23 protein-coding genes are annotated in these 16,896 nt (G+C 42.4%); 7 read left to right on the top strand and 16 right to left on the bottom strand.

The genetic code is table 11. The features are described 5' to 3' along the window. Window positions 1–127 precede the first annotated feature (127 nt). The 7 genes from RHM67_RS05295 (at window position 128) to trxA (ending at window position 6,077) form a co-directional block, all read left to right on the top strand. Window positions 128–499 (top strand): DoxX family protein, encoded by a 372-nt coding sequence (locus RHM67_RS05295; protein ID WP_322231071.1) that lies wholly within the window; start codon window positions 128–130, stop codon window positions 497–499. A gap of 131 nt (window positions 500–630) precedes the next feature. Beyond that, window positions 631–2,157 (top strand): bifunctional GNAT family N-acetyltransferase/carbon-nitrogen hydrolase family protein, encoded by a 1,527-nt coding sequence (locus RHM67_RS05290; protein ID WP_322231070.1) that lies wholly within the window; start codon window positions 631–633, stop codon window positions 2,155–2,157. 14 nt (window positions 2,158–2,171) lie between these two features. Further along, window positions 2,172–2,645: an RDD family protein gene (locus RHM67_RS05285; RefSeq protein ID WP_322231069.1), complete on the top strand. Its 474-nt coding sequence runs from the start codon at window positions 2,172–2,174 to the stop codon at window positions 2,643–2,645. A gap of 4 nt (window positions 2,646–2,649) precedes the next feature. After that, window positions 2,650–3,480 carry an alpha/beta hydrolase gene (locus RHM67_RS05280; protein ID WP_322231068.1) on the top strand — a complete coding sequence of 277 codons (831 nt, stop codon included), beginning with the start codon at window positions 2,650–2,652 and terminating at the stop codon, window positions 3,478–3,480. Window positions 3,481–3,556: 76 nt separating this feature from the next. Continuing rightward, window positions 3,557–4,555, top strand: a complete 999-nt coding sequence (locus RHM67_RS05275) for an MBL fold metallo-hydrolase (RefSeq protein WP_322231067.1) — start codon at window positions 3,557–3,559, stop codon at window positions 4,553–4,555. Between the two features lie 89 nt (window positions 4,556–4,644). Beyond that, window positions 4,645–5,520 (top strand): alpha/beta hydrolase, encoded by an 876-nt coding sequence (locus tag RHM67_RS05270; protein WP_322231066.1) that lies wholly within the window; start codon window positions 4,645–4,647, stop codon window positions 5,518–5,520. A gap of 257 nt (window positions 5,521–5,777) precedes the next feature. Beyond that, a complete protein-coding gene (gene trxA, locus RHM67_RS05265) occupies window positions 5,778–6,077 on the top strand; it encodes a thioredoxin (RefSeq protein ID WP_322231065.1) in 300 nt (99 codons plus the stop codon). 165 nt (window positions 6,078–6,242) lie between these two features. Here trxA and RHM67_RS05260 read toward each other — a convergent pair whose 3' ends face one another. From RHM67_RS05260 to rplF, 16 genes are all read right to left on the bottom strand, one after another. Beyond that, window positions 6,243–6,908, bottom strand: a complete 666-nt coding sequence (locus tag RHM67_RS05260) for a phosphatase PAP2 family protein (RefSeq protein WP_322231064.1) — start codon at window positions 6,906–6,908, stop codon at window positions 6,243–6,245. A 4-nt stretch (window positions 6,909–6,912) separates the two neighbouring features. Next, the gene (locus tag RHM67_RS05255) at window positions 6,913–8,649 is read right to left on the bottom strand and encodes a thiamine pyrophosphate-dependent enzyme (protein WP_322231063.1); all 1,737 of its coding nucleotides are present in this window, start codon (window positions 8,647–8,649) and stop codon (window positions 6,913–6,915) included. Between the two features lie 141 nt (window positions 8,650–8,790). Further along, complete coding sequence (gene rplQ, locus RHM67_RS05250) at window positions 8,791–9,357, bottom strand: 50S ribosomal protein L17 (protein WP_322231062.1); 567 nt, start codon at window positions 9,355–9,357, stop codon at window positions 8,791–8,793. Between the two features lie 159 nt (window positions 9,358–9,516). Then, entirely contained in the window at window positions 9,517–10,509 is a 993-nt protein-coding gene (locus RHM67_RS05245; RefSeq protein ID WP_322231061.1) for a DNA-directed RNA polymerase subunit alpha, read from the bottom strand. A gap of 96 nt (window positions 10,510–10,605) precedes the next feature. Continuing rightward, window positions 10,606–11,214: a 30S ribosomal protein S4 gene (gene rpsD / locus RHM67_RS05240; protein WP_252757846.1), complete on the bottom strand. Its 609-nt coding sequence runs from the start codon at window positions 11,212–11,214 to the stop codon at window positions 10,606–10,608. A gap of 67 nt (window positions 11,215–11,281) precedes the next feature. Beyond that, window positions 11,282–11,671, bottom strand: a complete 390-nt coding sequence (rpsK, locus tag RHM67_RS05235; protein WP_252757845.1) for a 30S ribosomal protein S11 — start codon at window positions 11,669–11,671, stop codon at window positions 11,282–11,284. A 133-nt stretch (window positions 11,672–11,804) separates the two neighbouring features. Beyond that, window positions 11,805–12,182, bottom strand: a complete 378-nt coding sequence (gene rpsM / locus RHM67_RS05230; protein ID WP_322231060.1) for a 30S ribosomal protein S13 — start codon at window positions 12,180–12,182, stop codon at window positions 11,805–11,807. Between the two features lie 72 nt (window positions 12,183–12,254). After that, window positions 12,255–12,371: a 50S ribosomal protein L36 gene (gene rpmJ, locus RHM67_RS05225; RefSeq protein ID WP_073405774.1), complete on the bottom strand. Its 117-nt coding sequence runs from the start codon at window positions 12,369–12,371 to the stop codon at window positions 12,255–12,257. An 8-nt stretch (window positions 12,372–12,379) separates the two neighbouring features. Continuing rightward, window positions 12,380–12,598, bottom strand: a complete 219-nt coding sequence (infA, locus tag RHM67_RS05220; RefSeq protein WP_022833270.1) for a translation initiation factor IF-1 — start codon at window positions 12,596–12,598, stop codon at window positions 12,380–12,382. Between the two features lie 63 nt (window positions 12,599–12,661). Next, on the bottom strand, window positions 12,662–13,453 hold the full coding sequence (gene map, locus RHM67_RS05215) for a type I methionyl aminopeptidase (RefSeq protein WP_322231059.1): 792 nt from the start codon (window positions 13,451–13,453) through the stop codon (window positions 12,662–12,664). A 5-nt stretch (window positions 13,454–13,458) separates the two neighbouring features. Continuing rightward, window positions 13,459–14,802, bottom strand: coding sequence for a preprotein translocase subunit SecY (gene secY, locus RHM67_RS05210; RefSeq protein ID WP_322231058.1), 1,344 nt, complete (start codon window positions 14,800–14,802; stop codon window positions 13,459–13,461). Window positions 14,803–14,807: 5 nt separating this feature from the next. Further along, on the bottom strand, window positions 14,808–15,254 hold the full coding sequence (gene rplO, locus RHM67_RS05205) for a 50S ribosomal protein L15 (protein ID WP_322231057.1): 447 nt from the start codon (window positions 15,252–15,254) through the stop codon (window positions 14,808–14,810). A 4-nt stretch (window positions 15,255–15,258) separates the two neighbouring features. Continuing rightward, window positions 15,259–15,438: a 50S ribosomal protein L30 gene (gene rpmD / locus RHM67_RS05200; protein ID WP_067059736.1), complete on the bottom strand. Its 180-nt coding sequence runs from the start codon at window positions 15,436–15,438 to the stop codon at window positions 15,259–15,261. Window positions 15,439–15,444: 6 nt separating this feature from the next. After that, the gene (rpsE, locus tag RHM67_RS05195; protein WP_067059737.1) at window positions 15,445–15,963 is read right to left on the bottom strand and encodes a 30S ribosomal protein S5; all 519 of its coding nucleotides are present in this window, start codon (window positions 15,961–15,963) and stop codon (window positions 15,445–15,447) included. 12 nt (window positions 15,964–15,975) lie between these two features. Then, on the bottom strand, window positions 15,976–16,329 hold the full coding sequence (rplR, locus tag RHM67_RS05190) for a 50S ribosomal protein L18 (RefSeq protein ID WP_370341162.1): 354 nt from the start codon (window positions 16,327–16,329) through the stop codon (window positions 15,976–15,978). Further along, window positions 16,329–16,886, bottom strand: a complete 558-nt coding sequence (rplF, locus tag RHM67_RS05185) for a 50S ribosomal protein L6 (RefSeq protein WP_252757839.1) — start codon at window positions 16,884–16,886, stop codon at window positions 16,329–16,331. The genes rplR and rplF overlap by 1 nt, the downstream gene beginning before the upstream one ends. Window positions 16,887–16,896 lie beyond the last annotated feature (10 nt).

The following is a 16,896-nucleotide window of genomic DNA, read 5'->3' as shown; positions in this document are numbered from 1 at the left end:
TTAGATGCAGTGTCAATTATTTGTCATACAGGTGCATTTAGAATGATTATAAATAATGCGTTTTTATCAATAAAAAGCCATATTTTTACAATATTCTTTACTAATCAATCGATTGGAAAATTAAAAAATGCGAATATTAAAAAGCGTAAGTCTTGCAATTTTAGTGGTTGGCTACTTTATTGCCGGGGCCAATCATTTTATCCATCCGCAAGGATACATCCGCATCATCCCATCTTATTTACCGGCACCGGTTATCTTAAATTACCTGGCAGGTTTCTTCGAGGTTTTGTTCGCGCTAATGTTGATACGGCCAAAAACAAGTAAGGTTGCCTCCTATGGCATAATCCTGATGTTGGTTGCTTTTTTACCGGTACACATTACCATGCTGCAAAATTCCCCGCTAAAAGTCGGCGACCTGTGGGTTACCCATGCAATTGCCTGGGTACGTTTAGCGTTGCAGCCGGTACTGATGCTTTGGGCGTGGTGGCATAGGAAATAGTATCGAGTAGCAAGTATCATGTAGTTAGACCCTTTTATCAGCTTAAATAAGCTTGATACTTAATACTAACTACTTGACACCCTCTTTAACAACTAATCCAAACATTCCTCCCTCATCTCCGTTACAGGAAAATGGATCTGCAAAGTATAGAACTGCGTACCCTCGAGGTACAGGATTACCAGGAGCTCAAAAAATCAATGAAATCGGCCTACCTTGACATGGACGACGATCATTGGGATATGGCCTCTATCAAAAAGCTTATCAAGTTATTTCCCGATGGGCAGGTTTGTGTTACTGTTAATGGCGAGGTTGTTGGTTGTGCGCTATCTATCATTGTAGATTACAATAAATATGGCGATGCCCACACCTATAAACAAATTACAGGCAATGGCAGCTTTAAAACACACGACGATAAGGGCGACGTATTATATGGTATAGAAGTTTTTATCCACCCAAAATATCGCGGGTTACGCCTTGCACGCAGGTTATACGATGCGCGTAAAGCCCTATGCGAAAAGCTGAATTTAAAAAGCATCATCGCCGGCGGCCGCATCCCAAATTATCAAAAATTTCAGACTGATCTCACGCCTAAACAATACATCGATAAAGTAAAGTATAAAGAAATCTTTGATCCTACGCTGTCGTTTCAGCTATCAAATGATTTTCACGTACGTAAGATCCTGCGTAATTACCTGCCCGAGGATGCCCGCTCTAAAGGTTTTGCTACGTTGATAGAGTGGAACAATGTTTATTATGAAGAACTAAGTTCTGTCATCAACCAAAAAACTGTTGTGCGTATTGGATTGGTGCAATGGCAAATGCGCCCCTACAACAACATCAGCGAGTTAATGAAACACGCTGAATATTTTGTGGATGCCGTGAGCGATTATCAATCGGATTTTGTGCTGTTCCCGGAGCTATTCAACACACCACTAATGGCCGAGTACAACCATATGGATGCCGCAAAAGCCATGCGCGAACTGGCCAAATATACAGAGGCTATTACCCAGGCTTTCTCTAAACTGGCGGTTTCCTACAACGTAAATATCATATCGGGCAGTATGCCTTGTATCAAGGATGATTCGTTATATAATGTGTCGTACCTGTTTAGGCGCAACGGCAGTATGGAAGAGAGTGTAAAGCTGCACCCTACCCCGTCCGAGATCAGTTCATGGGGGATGCGCGGCGGCAACGACTTAAAAGTATTTGATACCGATGCCGGGCGGATTGGTATATTGATCTGTTATGATGTAGAGTTCCCCGAGCTTTCGCGCATTTTAGCAAGTCAGGATATGCAGATCTTGTTTGTACCATTCCTTACCGATACCCAAAACGGCTACAACCGGGTTAAGTTTTGCGCCCAGGCCCGCGCGGTAGAAAACGAGTGCTACGTGGCAATAGCCGGCTGCGTGGGTAACCTGCCCAACGTAAATAACATGGATATCTCTTATGCGCAATCAGCGGTATTTACACCGTCAGATTTTGGATTTCCCACAAACGGTATCCAATCCGAAGCTACTCCAAACAGCGAAATGATCGTTATTGCGGATGTCGACCTATCGGTGTTAAGCGCCCTGCATGAGTATGGCAGTGTGCAAAATTTGAAAGATAGACGGACGGACTTATACGGGATCACATTTAACGGGAAGAAAGTTTAATAGCAATTCATACATTGCAACAAATATTGATTGCAATGATTTTTCGTAGCGTTGAACCTAAACCCTATATTAAACTTAGAATAATAGCCACCTTAATTGATTATGGCATATATCTGATTTTTTACGTCATATACCTCTACATTTTCGACGAAAATCCCGAACCTGGTGAAGCAAGTGTTACGGCCATTATGGCATTGCCTTTAATTATTGTTTGGTTTATCTATTTTGTGATTATAGAGTCAACTTCTCAAGCGACGCCCGGGCATGATATTGTAAAATTAAAAGTAGTAACGGAGGGGGGCACGAAACCATCCCTTTCGTCTGTATTTAAAAGGCGCCTTTTAGACCCTATTGATATTTTCATATACGGGATTCCTGCTTTAATTTGCATTTCAAAAACGCCAAAACATCAAAGATTAGGCGATCTTTGGGCGAACATCTTAGTAGTAAAAGCCACAGATATTACCGAAAAAGAAATAACGTTTTAAGCACATGATTATTAAGCAACATTATACCATCCCCGGCGCTAAAGGCCGCGGGATGACGGCCGATATTAATTATAATACCCTTCACCCCTATGCGCCGCTAGTGATCTTTGCACACGGCATTAGGGGCTTTAAGGACTGGGGTGCGCATAACCTGGTTGCCAATTACTTTGCCGAGAACGGCTTCCGTTTCCTCAAATTCAACTTTTCGCACAATGGCACCACAGCAGATAAGCCCACCGAATTTGCCGACCTAATAGCTTTTAGCGATAATACTTTCTCATTAGAATTGGAAGATCTGAAATCGGTTATTGATTTTGCCTGCGGCGGCTCGGCCATCCCGCGGGTTAAAAGCGTTTATGTTATTGGGCACAGCCTGGGTGGGGGTATCAGCATTGTAAAAACCGCCGAAGATAAACGCATTGCTAAACTGGTTACCATGGCGGCCATATCCAGCTTCCACAACCTTTGGCCAAAGGAAGCTGAAAAGCAATGGCGGTTGCAGGGCATTATGTACATGAAAAATTCGCGCACCGGGCAAAATATGCCGTATAAATCATCGCTATTGAAAGACTTGGATGATAACCCGGTAAGGTTGGATATCCCGCTTAGAGCATCAGAAATAACTCAGCCCTGGCTAATCATTCATGGTGATGCCGATACCAGCGTACCTTTAAGTCATGCTGAATTGCTGCATGTGGCCCAACCGCTGGCGGGCCTGCTGGTAATACCAACTGCCGACCACGTGTTTAATGCTTCGGAGCCATATCAACCAACCGAGCTACCCACTCAATTATTGGCATTTTGTGATGCTGCCATTAACTTTTTTAAGATATAATTGCTGTTACAGCCATCTGGAAGCAATCTTTCAAAGTTATATGGTTTAAATAGCACCACAAGTTTTATAATTGTTAATGAGTTTAGCCGGAGCAAAAAAACAGGGCCGTAAATTTTTAAATACCATACCAACCGAAGAAGCCGGTTTTGGCGTGATGATCCCGATACTGCAGGAGTATATTAACAACACGGCCCAGAACGTCCCTAAAACACTAATAACCGTCTCTAAAACGGATGCGTCCGTCTATCACACACCACCGGCAAGCGGCCTGCGGATTACATGGGTTGGGCACAGCAGTTTGCTGATTGAGATCGATGGCATCCGCATTTTAACCGACCCGGTTTGGAGCCAGCGGGTATCTTTTTCACAAGCTTTTGGCCCGAAAAGATTTTTCCACCCGCCGATAGCATTGGAAGACCTGCCGCCGCTGGATGTGGTTATTGTATCGCACGACCATTACGACCACCTGGACAAAGCCACTATCAAATTCTTCGCCGGCAAGCCAATACAATTCATCACCCCTATGGGTGTTTGCAAATACCTGGAAAATTGGGGCATCCTGAAAAACTACATCCACGAGGTGGACTGGGGGGATAGCGTGATGATAGGCGATTGTAACATTACGGCTGCACCATCAAGGCACTTCTCGGGCCGCGGCATTTTCAACCGTATGGAAACACTTTGGGCATCATTTGTGATAAAAGGGCCCAGGCATAACATATTCTTCGGTGCCGATTCTGGCTGGTTCCCTGGCTTTGCAGAAATTGGCGAAGCCTTTGGCCCGTTTGACCTGACCATGCTGGAGATAGGCGCATACGGCAAATACTGGCCGGATATCCACATGGGGCCAGATAATGCCACAAACGCCCACCTTGCCCTCAAAGGCAAGCTGATGATGCCATTGCATTGGGCAACCTTTAACCTGGCGCCACACGCCTGGTACGAGCCGGGCGAACGCCTGGTAAAATACGGCGAAGAAAAAAATATCAAACTATTCATCCCCCAGCCCGGTAAACCCACCGAGGTAAAAGACCCATATAATTCTGAATGGTGGAAGCCTTTTATGAGTAGTTAGAAGAAGCAATATATTTAGAATCAGGAATCAAGAAAAAAAAAGTCGACCAGTTTGATTTTAAAGTTCCTAAATGATGTAAATTTACTTGTATGAAAAGCACAGTATCATTCTATAAAATTTTGTTTATACTGATGCTGTGCGGCTTGGCATCGCAAGCGCAAACCGTTATACCGCTTTGGGCCAAAGGTGCGCCGGGTTTCGAGAACCGCCGTAACGAGCCTGAACAGGCTAAAGATTACTGGGTAAAAAATATCCACAACCCCTCAATTACCGTTTACCTGCCCCCTGCCGATAAAGCAAACGGTGCAGCCGTAGTAATTTGCCCGGGTGGCGGGCACCGCTTACTGGTATTTAATGCCGAGGGCGTTGCACCTGCCAAATTCTATAATGAGCTGGGCGTTGCCGTTTTCATATTAAAGTATCGTTTAGGCAGGGATACCTTGTCGCCTTACAAGGTTGACATCCACCCTAAACAGGATGCTTACCGTGCCATGCGTTTGGTGCGTAGCCGTGCGGCGGAGTTTCATATCGATACCAACCGGATCGGCATGATGGGTTTCTCGGCAGGTGGCGAGGTGGTAGATATGGTGGCCTTTAGCGGTTGGCAAGGCGACACAAAAGCCGCCGACCCGATAGACCGCGGCAACGCCAAACCAAATTTTATCGTGCAGGTTTATCCCGGCCCGGGCTTTGTGCCAGAGAAGATCCCGGCAGATGCCCCTCCCGCTTTTCTGGTAGCCGCTAATGATGATGCCTGCTGCTCGTTACCAATCATCCAATTGTTACAACGCTATCGCGAAGCAAAAGTACCGGTTGAAATGCATATGTATGCCCGTGGCGACCATGCCTTTAATATGGGTAACAACCGCAAATTAAAGTCCATTAACAACTGGCCGCAGCGCCTCGCCGATTGGCTGGAGGATAGCAACATTTTGCAACCCGAGCGGAAGAAGGTATTACACTAAAATCCAGAGATTGGGTAGCCTCTACGAGGCAAAAAACTTTCTATTTGCACTTCTACCAAGCGATAACCCCGATGGGGCATACCTGCCAATTATATTCTAAAACTGAAATTAATTAAAAATGTCCTGTAGGGACAACCGCTTTGTAAAAAAAAATCTGCGTGCCTTAGGTACGCTCCAGATTAAACATGGCAATTAGATGATCCGGCAATTAAAACGTATTGCCACCTTTAACGTTATTACTAAAAGGAGATAAAGCAATGGCAAACTTCCAGGATATTATAGCTTCAGAAAAACCCGTATTGGTAGATTTTGCTGCCGAGTGGTGCGGCCCGTGTAAAATGATGCCGCCAATTTTAAAACAGGTTAAAGATGCCCTTGGCGACAAGGTGACCATCATTAAAATAGACATTGATAAAAACCCGGCTGCTGCAAGTGCCTACCGTGTACAAAGCGTTCCCACTTTAATGATCTTCCAAAACGGAGAAAGCAAATGGCGACAAAGCGGCGTAATGCAGGCTAATCAACTGCAACAGGTTATTCAGCAATATATTAAATAGCAGGCGACGGACAGCTTAAGCACTATTTAAAGTGTTCACGTTCAGGATGTGAACACCACAACAGTTTTCATAATAATCTGATAATCAATAAACTAATTTTTAGACGGGTCTAAAAATTTCGTTTTTGTTAGCTTTTTTAATAATTATACCTTTTGGATGAACAAATTATTTTGTCTCTGCCACGGGTGCTTCCTGTTTATCGGCAGGCTTACGCAGGTACAGCCACGATAGCAGGTACAGGCAAGGCAGGCCTAATAAAAAGCCGCCCACAACATCTGTAAACCAGTGCGCGCCTAAGTAAATTCGCGAAAAAGGGATGGTAACTATCAAAAAAGAGCTTAACAAGCCAACACCATATCTAAGCCAATTAGGAATCTTGTCCAACTGGAGCATCAGCAATATCATAAATCCAAAAAACACCACGTAGAACAATACATGCCCGCTCGGGAAGCTCTGCTGCGTGGTTTCGTATAAGATCTTTACAAGACCTTTTGAAGGCCGCGGGCGATTAACCAGGGCTTTTACAAGGGTGCTTATTAACCCCGTTAAACCCGTTGCCAGCACATAAACAGCAACCTTTTTATATTTAAAAACGAAGAATAGCACGCTGGTAACCAAAAGCAATATTACGGACTCGGGCATGTAGCCTGGCGTACTGATCAGAAACATAGCTTTATCAAAAAAAGCATTTTGATGCTCCTGGATCTCGCGCGATACTTTAATATCGATAGGCATAGCGGGATAAAGCGCCACCAAAACGGAGAGTGCTATAAAGCCTGCGATAATAAGTGTTAATACTAACAGTAATATATGCTGCCTGCGGATGTTCATTAATTTATATCAGGTCTTTTAAGTGTTTGTAGTTGGCTTTAATGGTATCTACCACCTCGTCCATGCGGCCGTTAAGCATCAGTTTAGTCATGGATAATGCCATACCCTTTACTTGCCCCAATTCCACTTTTGGCGGCATCGCCAAAGCGTTAGGGTCGGTAAATATATTTATTAAAGCCGGGCCTTTGTATATTAATCCTTCAATTAATGCCTGTCTTGCCTCTTCCGGGTCCTTAACCGTGATGCCTCTAATACCCATTGCCTTAGCAACCATCGCAAAATCGGGGTTATGCATTTCAGTTTGCCAGTCGGGCAGGCCGGCAACTTCCATTTCCAGCTTAACCATCCCTAACGAGCGGTTATTAAACACAATGATCTTTATCGGCAGGTTGTATTGGGCGATGGTCGCCAGGTCGCCCATTAGCATCGACAGGCCACCATCACCACATAAAGCGATAACTTGCCTGCCCGGCATAGCCAAAGCAGCTCCTATGGCTTGTGGCATAGCGTTAGCCATAGATCCATGATTGAACGAGCCTATCATTTTACGTTTACCCGTAGCATTAATATAACGCGAACCCCACACGCATGACATACCTGTATCTACCGTAAAAATGGCGTCGTCGGTAGCTAATTCATCAATCAAACTGGCAATAAACTCCGGGTGGATATTTTCTTTTTTACCAGTGTCTTTTACGTAGATCTTCATGTTCTCTTTAACATGTGCGTAAAACTCCAATTGCGCTTTCAGGAAACTGTCGTCCTCATGCTGCTCAACATGTGGCAGCAAAGCATCCAAAGTATCTTTAACAGATCCGCTCAATCCAACATCAACTTTGGCACGGCGGCCAATGCGTTCGGGTTTAATATCTACCTGTACAATTTTGCAATCGGTAGGCATAAATGGCGTGTACGGAAAATCGGTACCTAATAAGATCAGCAAATTGCTCTCGTGCATGCTGTGATAGGCTGATGGCAGGCCTAACAGGCCCGTCATACCCACCTCGTTAGGATTATTGTACTGAATATCCATTTTAGAGCGGAAAGAGTAAGCTACCGGCGCATTAAGTTTCTGCGATAAGGCAACAACTTCATCGTGCGCGTCGGCGGCCCCAATCCCACAAAAAATAGTGATTTTTTTATGCTGATTAACCAAAGCGGCAAGCTTGATTATATCTTCATTATTAGGGCGGGTTACCGCTATGGGGTCAAAGTTTTGGGTAGAAGTGGTAATGTCTTCGGCATCCATGCTGGTCAGATCGCCCGGCACACCAATTACCGATACACCTTTACGGTGTAATGCGGCCTGGATGCCACCCTGCAGCATTCTTGGGAACTGTTTTGGTGTAGTAGCAACCTGGTTGTAGTGGCTGCAATCGTCAAACAATTTAATGGTGTTGGTTTCCTGGAAGTATTCGGTACCGTACTCAAAGCTGGCTACGGTTGATGCTATGGCTATAACCGGTGCACCTGAGCGGTGCGCATCGTACAAACCATTAATGAGGTGCACATGGCCCGGGCCGCTGCTGCCTGCGCAACAGGCTAAGTTACCTGTTATCTGCGCCTCTGCCCCTGCTGCGTACGCACCGGCTTCCTCATGGCGAACGTGGATCCATTGGATACTGCCTTCGCGCCTTACGGCATCATTAACCTCGTTCAGGCTATCACCCGTTACCGCGTATATTCTTTTGATGCCCGCGTTTACCAGCATTTCAACCATCTGGTCTGCTACCTTTGCCATACTTAGTTTTAATATTATACTATCTAAACCCAAGAAGCAGGCGGGGGTTTTAAATTTTGATAAACATTACAAAAAATTAATGCACAAAAAAAGCCTCCCGAATTTCGGGAGGCTTTTGTATACTTTAAGTTGAATAACTAATTATTCGCCTTTTTCAGCATTTTTTTCCTTGTCGTCAGCTGCAGGAGCTTCGGTAGCAGGAGTTTCTTCAACAGCCGGTGCAGCTTCAGCTACAGGGGCAGCAGTTTCTGTTGCGGCAACAGCAGGCTCAGCTTTTGCTTTAGAAGCACCACCACGGCGACGTGTTGTTTTCTTCTCAGCTTTAGCGTCAACGTCTTTACCGTAAACAGTGTTGTAGTCAACCAATTCAATGATCGCCATTTCAGCGTTATCGCCTAAACGGTTCTCTAATTTAACGATACGTGTGTAACCACCCGGGCGGTTAGCAATTTTCTCGGCAATTTCACGGAACAGGATGTTCACGGTGTCTTTGTCTTGTAAATAGCTAAACACTGTACGGCGAGAGTGTGTAGTATCGCTTTTTGATTTAGTTAAAAGTGGTTCAACATAACCGCGCAATGCTTTTGCTTTTGCTAATGTTGTTGTAATACGCTTGTGTAGAATAAGCGAAGACGCCATGTTAGCCATCATCGCTTTGCGGTGGCTATTTGTACGACCTAAATGGTTTAATTTTTTTCCGTGTCTCATTTGTTTGTTAATTTGTGCACGTGCATACCGTCAGGCGAACTTAATCAAGCCATCGGAATTATGCCCTCGCTTATTTATTAATAATGGTGAGTGATGAGCCGTGAATGGTGAGTAGTTAAACCCACTCTCTATTCAACAACTAACCACTCGCTAAAAAAATTATTCTTCGTCTAACTTGAATTTAGACAGGTTCATACCAAAAGATAAGCCTTTTGATTTAACCAGGTCTTGTATTTCAGTTAATGATTTTTTACCAAAATTCCTGAATTTTAACATATCAGCAACATCGTAAGAAACCAGGTCTGCAAGGCTACGGATATCAGCAGCTTTTAAGCAGTTAAGTGCGCGAACTGACAGGTCAAGATCAACCAATTCAGTTTTAAGAATTTTACGCATGTGTAAAATTTCTTCGTCAACTTCTTTAGTTTCTTCTTTAGCCTGGGCCTCAAGCATCATGTTCTCATCAGAGAACAGCATGAAGTGCTGGATAAGAATCTTAGCAGCTTGTTTCAATGCATCCTCAGGATGGATTGAACCATCTGTAGAAATATCAAGGATCAGTTTCTCGTAATCTGTTTTTTGCTCAACACGATAGTTCTCTAAAGTGTATTTTACATTTTTAATAGGTGTAAAGATAGAGTCGATAGCTATCACGCCTACATTAGCATCAGGATTTTTGTTTTCCTCGTTGCTGATGTAACCACGACCTTTAGCAACTGTAAGCTCAACTTCAAGCGTTACTGATGAATCCATGTTACAAATAACAAGATCAGGGTTCAATACTGTAAAGTTGTTTGAAAACTTAGTAATGTCGCCTGCAGAAAAAGCATCCTGGCCGTTAATGATCACAAATACTTTCTCATTATCGCCCGATTCACCTGTTTTTTTGAAACGTACTTGTTTCAAGTTAAGGATGATCTCAGTTACATCTTCTACCACACCTTTGATGGTCGAAAACTCATGCATCACGCCAGAAAAACGTACTGATGTAATAGCAAAACCTTCTAATGAAGAAAGTAAGATACGACGCAGAGCATTACCAATGGTTATACCGAAGCCTGGTTCTAACGGACGAAACTCAAACGTGCCATCAAAATCATTTGATTTCTGCATGATAACCTTGTCTGGTTTTTGAAATGCTAAAATTGCCATTTATATCTTTTGTTTATTGTTAACTAATTTGAAATAATTTTAACCACGAAAATGATTGACATAATATGCCAACCACTTCCCGGATAATTATCGTTATTATTTTGAATATAACTCGACGATTAGGTTTTCCTTGATGTTCTCAGGAATCTCATCACGATTAGGGTAGTTTAGGAATTTACCTGATAATTCATCAGCGTTCCACTCTAACCAGCTATATTTATTTACTTTACGGCCTGCTACTGAATTAGTAATGCTTTCAAGTGTTTTTGACTTTTCGCGCACTGCGATAACGTCACCAGCTTTTAATGCATAAGAAGCGATGTTTACAACGTTACCGTTAACAGTGATGTGTTTGTGGCCTACAAGTTGGCGTGCACCAGAACGGGTAGGTGCAATACCTAAACGGTAAACTGCATTATCTAAACGTGCTTCTAAGAACTTTAACAAGTTCTCACCAGTGATACCTTCTTTTGCAGATGCAGTGTGGAACAAGTTTTCGAACTGACGCTCTAATACACCGTAAGTGTATTTAACTTTTTGTTTTTCCATTAACTGTACCGCGTACTCAGATTGCTTTCCTCTTCTTTTAGAAGCACCATGCATACCTGGACCGTAGTTTTTTCTTTCTAACGCTTTGTCCGGACCGAAGATCGGCTCGCGGAACCTACGCGCAATTTTTGATTTGGGGCCTGTATATCTTGCCATTATTTGTGTGTTTTAAAGTATCAAACAGCCCGCAGCTGTCGAATCTTAGCTTTAAAAATTAAGTGAATTAAACTCTTCTACGTTTAGACGGACGGCAACCATTGTGTGGAAGCGGTGTAATGTCTTTTATGGTAGTTACTTCGATACCTGTTGTTTGCAGTGTACGGATAGCAGACTCGCGGCCTGAACCCGGACCTTTAACAAATACCTCTACTTTGCGCAGACCTAAGTCATAAGCAACTTTACCGCAATCGCCAGCTGCTTGACCGGCAGCGTATGGGGTATTCTTTTTAGAACCTTTAAAACCCATTTTACCTGCAGAAGACCATGATATAGCCTGGCCGCTTTTGTTGGTAAGGGTGATAATGATGTTGTTAAAAGTTGCGTTGATGTGTGCTTCGCCTACTGACTCAACAATAACAACACGTTTTTTGGTAACTTTTTTGCTTTTAGCCATTTTGTTTTTAATTATTGATTTAGTGAATTACTGAGTTAGTGATTGTAACTCGGACCCACTAATCGCTTTAATTCTAATTATTCCTGGCAAGCTTAAAGTATTAACTACTTACCGCTCACCAATCAACTATTTACTATTTAGTAGCTTTCTTTTTGTTAGCAACTGTTTTACGTTTTCCTTTACGGGTACGTGAGTTGTTTTTAGTGCGTTGGCCACGTAGAGGTAAACCTTTACGGTGACGGGTACCACGGTAGCAACCGATATCCATTAAACGTTTGATGTTAAGCTGAACTTCTGAACGTAGGGAACCTTCAACTTTAATTTTATCGTTGATGATGGTACGGATAGCGGTTAACTGATCATCATTCCAATCCTGAACTTTGATGTTAACATCGATACCTGCTTCAGTTAAGATGTTTTGGGCTGTAGTACGGCCAATACCGTATATATAGGTTAAACCTATTTCGCCTCTTTTATTTTTTGGTAAATCAATACCGGAGATCCTTGCCATATTTGTTTTTTGTTTTTAAGTAATACCGAACGGCGGGCCACCGTTGTGCGGCTTATTACAATTCCTTTTTAATTATCCCTGACGCTGCTTGTACTTAGGGTTCTTTTTGTTTATCACATAAAGTTTCCCGTTACGGCGGATGATCTTACAATCAACACTGCGTTTTTTAATGGATGCTCTAACTTTCATCTCGTTTGTTATTTATATCTGTAGGTTATTCTTCCTTTTGTTAAATCATACGGGCTCATCTCTAACTTCACTCTGTCGCCAGGTAATATTTTGATGTAGTGCATCCGCATTTTTCCGGATATGTGTGCAATAATCTCGTGGCCGTTCTCAAGTTCAACTCTAAACATAGCATTAGATAATGCTTCGCGAATTGTTCCATCTTGCTCAATCGAGGATTGTTTTGCCATATTTTATTGATTATTACTTGATTATCCACCCCAAAACTGGGTTGCAAAATTAATAAAAATTATTTACTTTTTATTCTTTTCTTCTAAAACTTTATCAATGTAGTCAAACGTAGATAAAATGTCGGGTTTTCCCCTTTTTACAGCTACCGTATGTTCGTAGTGTGCCGATGGTTTTTTATCGACGGTTGATACCGTCCATCCATCATCCCAAAACTTAACACCGGCACGGCCTGCATTTATCATCGGCTCAATGGCAATTACCATTCCTTCCTCTAATTTAATACCTGCACCACGTTTGCCATAATTAGGAACTTCGGGTTTCTCATGTAAGCGTGTACCTACACCATGGCCAACCAATTCTTTAACTACACCAAAACCGTTCTTTTCGGCGTGCTCCTGTACCGCGTAGCCTATGTCGCCAATGCGCATGCCTACAACAGCTTTCTCTACACCAAGGTCTAAACACTCGCGGGTTACTCGCATTAGCTTCTTGGTAGCCTCATCAACCTCGCCAATGGCAAAGGTAAAGGCAGAGTCGCCATAATACTTATTCAGGATCACACCACAATCAACCGATACCAGGTCGCCCTCTACCAACGCTTTGTTAGTTGGGAAACCGTGTACCACCTGGTCATTAAGCGAAATGCATAATGAATAAGGGAAACCGTTATAGTTTAAAAATGCCGGAACCCCTCCGTTGTCACGGATAAAGGTTTCGGCAAGTTTATTTAATTCTAAAGTAGTGATACCTGGGCCAATAACTTTCGCTATCTCCCCATGTGTTTTGGAAACAAGTAAAGAACTTTCTCGTATCAGTTCTATTTCTTCAATAGACTTATAGATGATCTTTGACATGTTTATTAGATAACCGGCGGGGTTGCACCCGAAGCTGTAGGGATACTTGCACGGCCTTTGATACGCCCTGTTTTCATTAACCCATCATAATGACGCATTAACAAATGGCTTTCAACCTGCTGTAAAGTATCTAACACTACACCCACAAGGATGATCAATGATGTACCGCCGAAGAATCTTGCAAAGATGCTGCTCACACCTACCAAACTGGCCAAAGCCGGTATAATAGCGATGATGGCTAAGAAAATAGAACCCGGTAGAGTTATTCTTGAAATAACCCCGTCGATGTAATCTGCAGTAGATTTACCTGGTTTAACACCCGGGATAAAGCCACCGTTCTTTTTCATATCATCAGCCATCTGGTTAGGATTAACTGTAATAGCAGTGTAGAAGTAAGTGAATAGTATAATTAATATACCAAACGTTACATTATGCTGCCAAGAATTATAGTTTGATAATGCTATTAACAAACCATTAGAACTTGCATTAGGGAAAAACTGAGAAACAGTTGCGGGAATAAACATTAATGCCTGGGCAAAAATAATAGGCATTACACCCGCAGCATTCACCTTTAATGGTATATACTGGCGTACGCCACCGTATTGTTTGTTACCTACAATACGTTTAGCGTATTGTACGGCAATTTTACGTGTACCCTGTACTATTAATATGGTAAACATTACCACACCAAGCAGCGCAACAATCTCAACAATAAAGGTAATTAAACCACCTGCGCCGTTTGTACGTGAGTCAAACTCAACAACAACCGCGCTTGGTAACTGGGCTATGATACCTGTCATGATGATCAATGAGATACCGTTACCGATACCTTTATCAGTGATCTTCTCGCCCAACCACATTACAAATAAGGTACCTGCAGTTAATACGCAAACGTTCAATATTGTAAATAACGGGTTAGAGATAGACATAGCATCGGCACTAACCTGTGATTTAAGATACCCAATAGCCTGTACCGCTGTAATTGCTATAGTTAGGTAACGTGTCCACTGGTTAATTTTGTTACGGCCGCTTTCGCCCTCTTTTTGTAATTTAATAAAGTATGGTACCGCGATACCTAATAATTGCACCACAATTGAAGCAGAGATATAAGGCATAACACCTAATGCCAAAATAGAAGAACGTGAAAACGATCCTCCGGCAAACATGTTTAACAAGCCTACAAGCCCTTCTTTATTTTGTGTAGCATTTAGTGATGCCGCTTTTACGCCAGGCAAAACAATATACGAGCCAACACGATATATCAAAAGAAATAAGAGTGTGTTTAGAATACGCACTCTTAGATCTTCAATTTTCCAGATATTGGATAATGTGGTGAAAAATTTCTTCATCGAAATTATAACTTTACAATAGTTCCGCCGGCTGCTTCAATAGCTTTTTGTGCAGTAGCAGTAAATGCGTGTGCTTTAACCTCTAATTTAGCTTTTAATTCGCCACGGCCAAGGATTTTAACCAAGTCATTACGAGAAGCTAAACCGTGCTCTTTCAGGATATCGAAATCTACTGTTACCAGTGAAAACTTCTCAACCAATTGTTGTAACACATCAAGGTTTACACCTGTGTATTCAACACGGTTAGGGTTTTTAAAACCAACCTTAGGCACACGGCGTTGTAATGGCATCTGGCCACCTTCAAAACCTACCTTGGTAGATGTACCTGAACGTGAACCGGCGCCTTTATGGCCACGGGTTGATGTACCGCCACGGCCAGAACCTGTACCACGGCCAATTCTTTTTCTATTTTTAGTAGAACCTTCTGCAGGTTTAAGATTATTTAAATTCATGATATTAAATATTTTCTACTGCTACAAGGTGGTTTACTTTACGTACCATACCTATAATAGCCGCAGTGGCTTCAACTTCCACGCTGTGGTTAATTTTTTTAAGACCTAAGGCCTCAACGGTTTTTTTCTGGCGCTCGCTTCTGTCGATAACGCTTTTAATTTGTGTTATTTTGATTTTCGACATGACTGATTATCCGTTAAATACTTTACCTAAACTAATACCGCGTTGTTGCGCTACAGTAACTGCATCACGTAATTGTGATAATGCAGATACGGTTGCTTTAACCACGTTGTGCGGGTTTGATGATCCTTTTGATTTTGCCAATACATTGTGTATACCGGCACTCTCTAACACTGCACGCATTGCACCACCAGCTATTACACCAGTACCGTTTGCAGCAGGTTTTAAGAATACAAAACCACCAGAGAATTTACCTATTTGCTCGTGAGGGATAGTGTTGTTGATAATTGGAACTTTTACCAAGTTCTTTTTAGCATCATCAATACCCTTAGCAATAGCTTCGGTAACCTCTTTTGCTTTACCCAAACCATAACCTACAACACCGTTCTCGTCACCTACTACCACAATGGCAGAAAAGCTGAATGTACGGCCACCTTTGGTTACTTTGGCTACACGTTGTATGCTCACCAGGCGATCTTTTAATTCGATCTCGCTGGTTTTTACTCTTTTTATGTTGATTGTTGACATTTCCTGTTTCGATTAAAAGTTTAAACCACCTTCACGTGCACCTTCGGCCAATGATTTGATACGGCCATGATACAGGTAACCATTCCTGTCAAACACTACATCTTTAATACCTGCAGCAATAGCTTTTTCGGCTACTAATTTACCTACGGCAGTAGATTGGTCTGATTTGGTTGTACCACTTGCAACAAAATCTTTTGATAATGATGAAGCTGATACAATAGTTTTACCAGTAACATCGTCAATAATTTGTGCGTAGATGCCTTTGTTGCTTCTGAATACAGATAAACGTGGGCGTGCTGTTGATCCTGAAAGGCGTTTTCTGATGCCTTTTTTAATCCTGTCTCTTCTTGATAATTTCATGACGATTATTTTTTAGATGCTGATTTACCTGCTTTTCTTCTCAATATTTCGCCAACAAACTTGATACCTTTACCTTTGTAAGGCTCTGGAGTACGTAACGAGCGTATTTTTGCCGCAACTTGTCCAATCAATTGTTTATCGTTTGATTCCAGGATGATGGTTGGGTTTTTACCCTTCTCAGCAGTGGTTGTAACTTTAATTTCTACTGGTAATTGAAACACATAGTGGTGAGAATAACCCAACACAAGGTCTAATGTATTGCCGGTGTTAGTTGCGCGGTAACCCACACCTACTAATTCCTGCTCAATTTTGTAACCGATGGTTACACCAACAACCATGTTGTTTATAAGCGAACGGTATAAACCGTGTAACGCTTTGTGACGTTTTTGCTCTGAAGGGCGTTTAACCAATAACTGGTCGCCTTCTTGCTCAATGATGATATCTCTATCAACTGCCTGTTGCAGTTCACCTTTTGGCCCTTTAACAGTAACAACATTATCTGCTGATACAGTAACGGTAACACCGGTGGTTAACGCAATAGGTGCTTTTCCTATTCTTGACATTGCTTAATTT

Origin of the sequence: Mucilaginibacter sp. 5C4 (genome assembly GCF_034345625.1) — a bacterium.
In the GTDB taxonomy this organism is placed as follows: Bacteria; Bacteroidota; Bacteroidia; order Sphingobacteriales; family Sphingobacteriaceae; genus Mucilaginibacter; species Mucilaginibacter aurantiaciroseus.
Note: the sequence above shows the minus strand (reverse complement) of the source record. Positions and strands in the feature narration are given on the sequence as shown.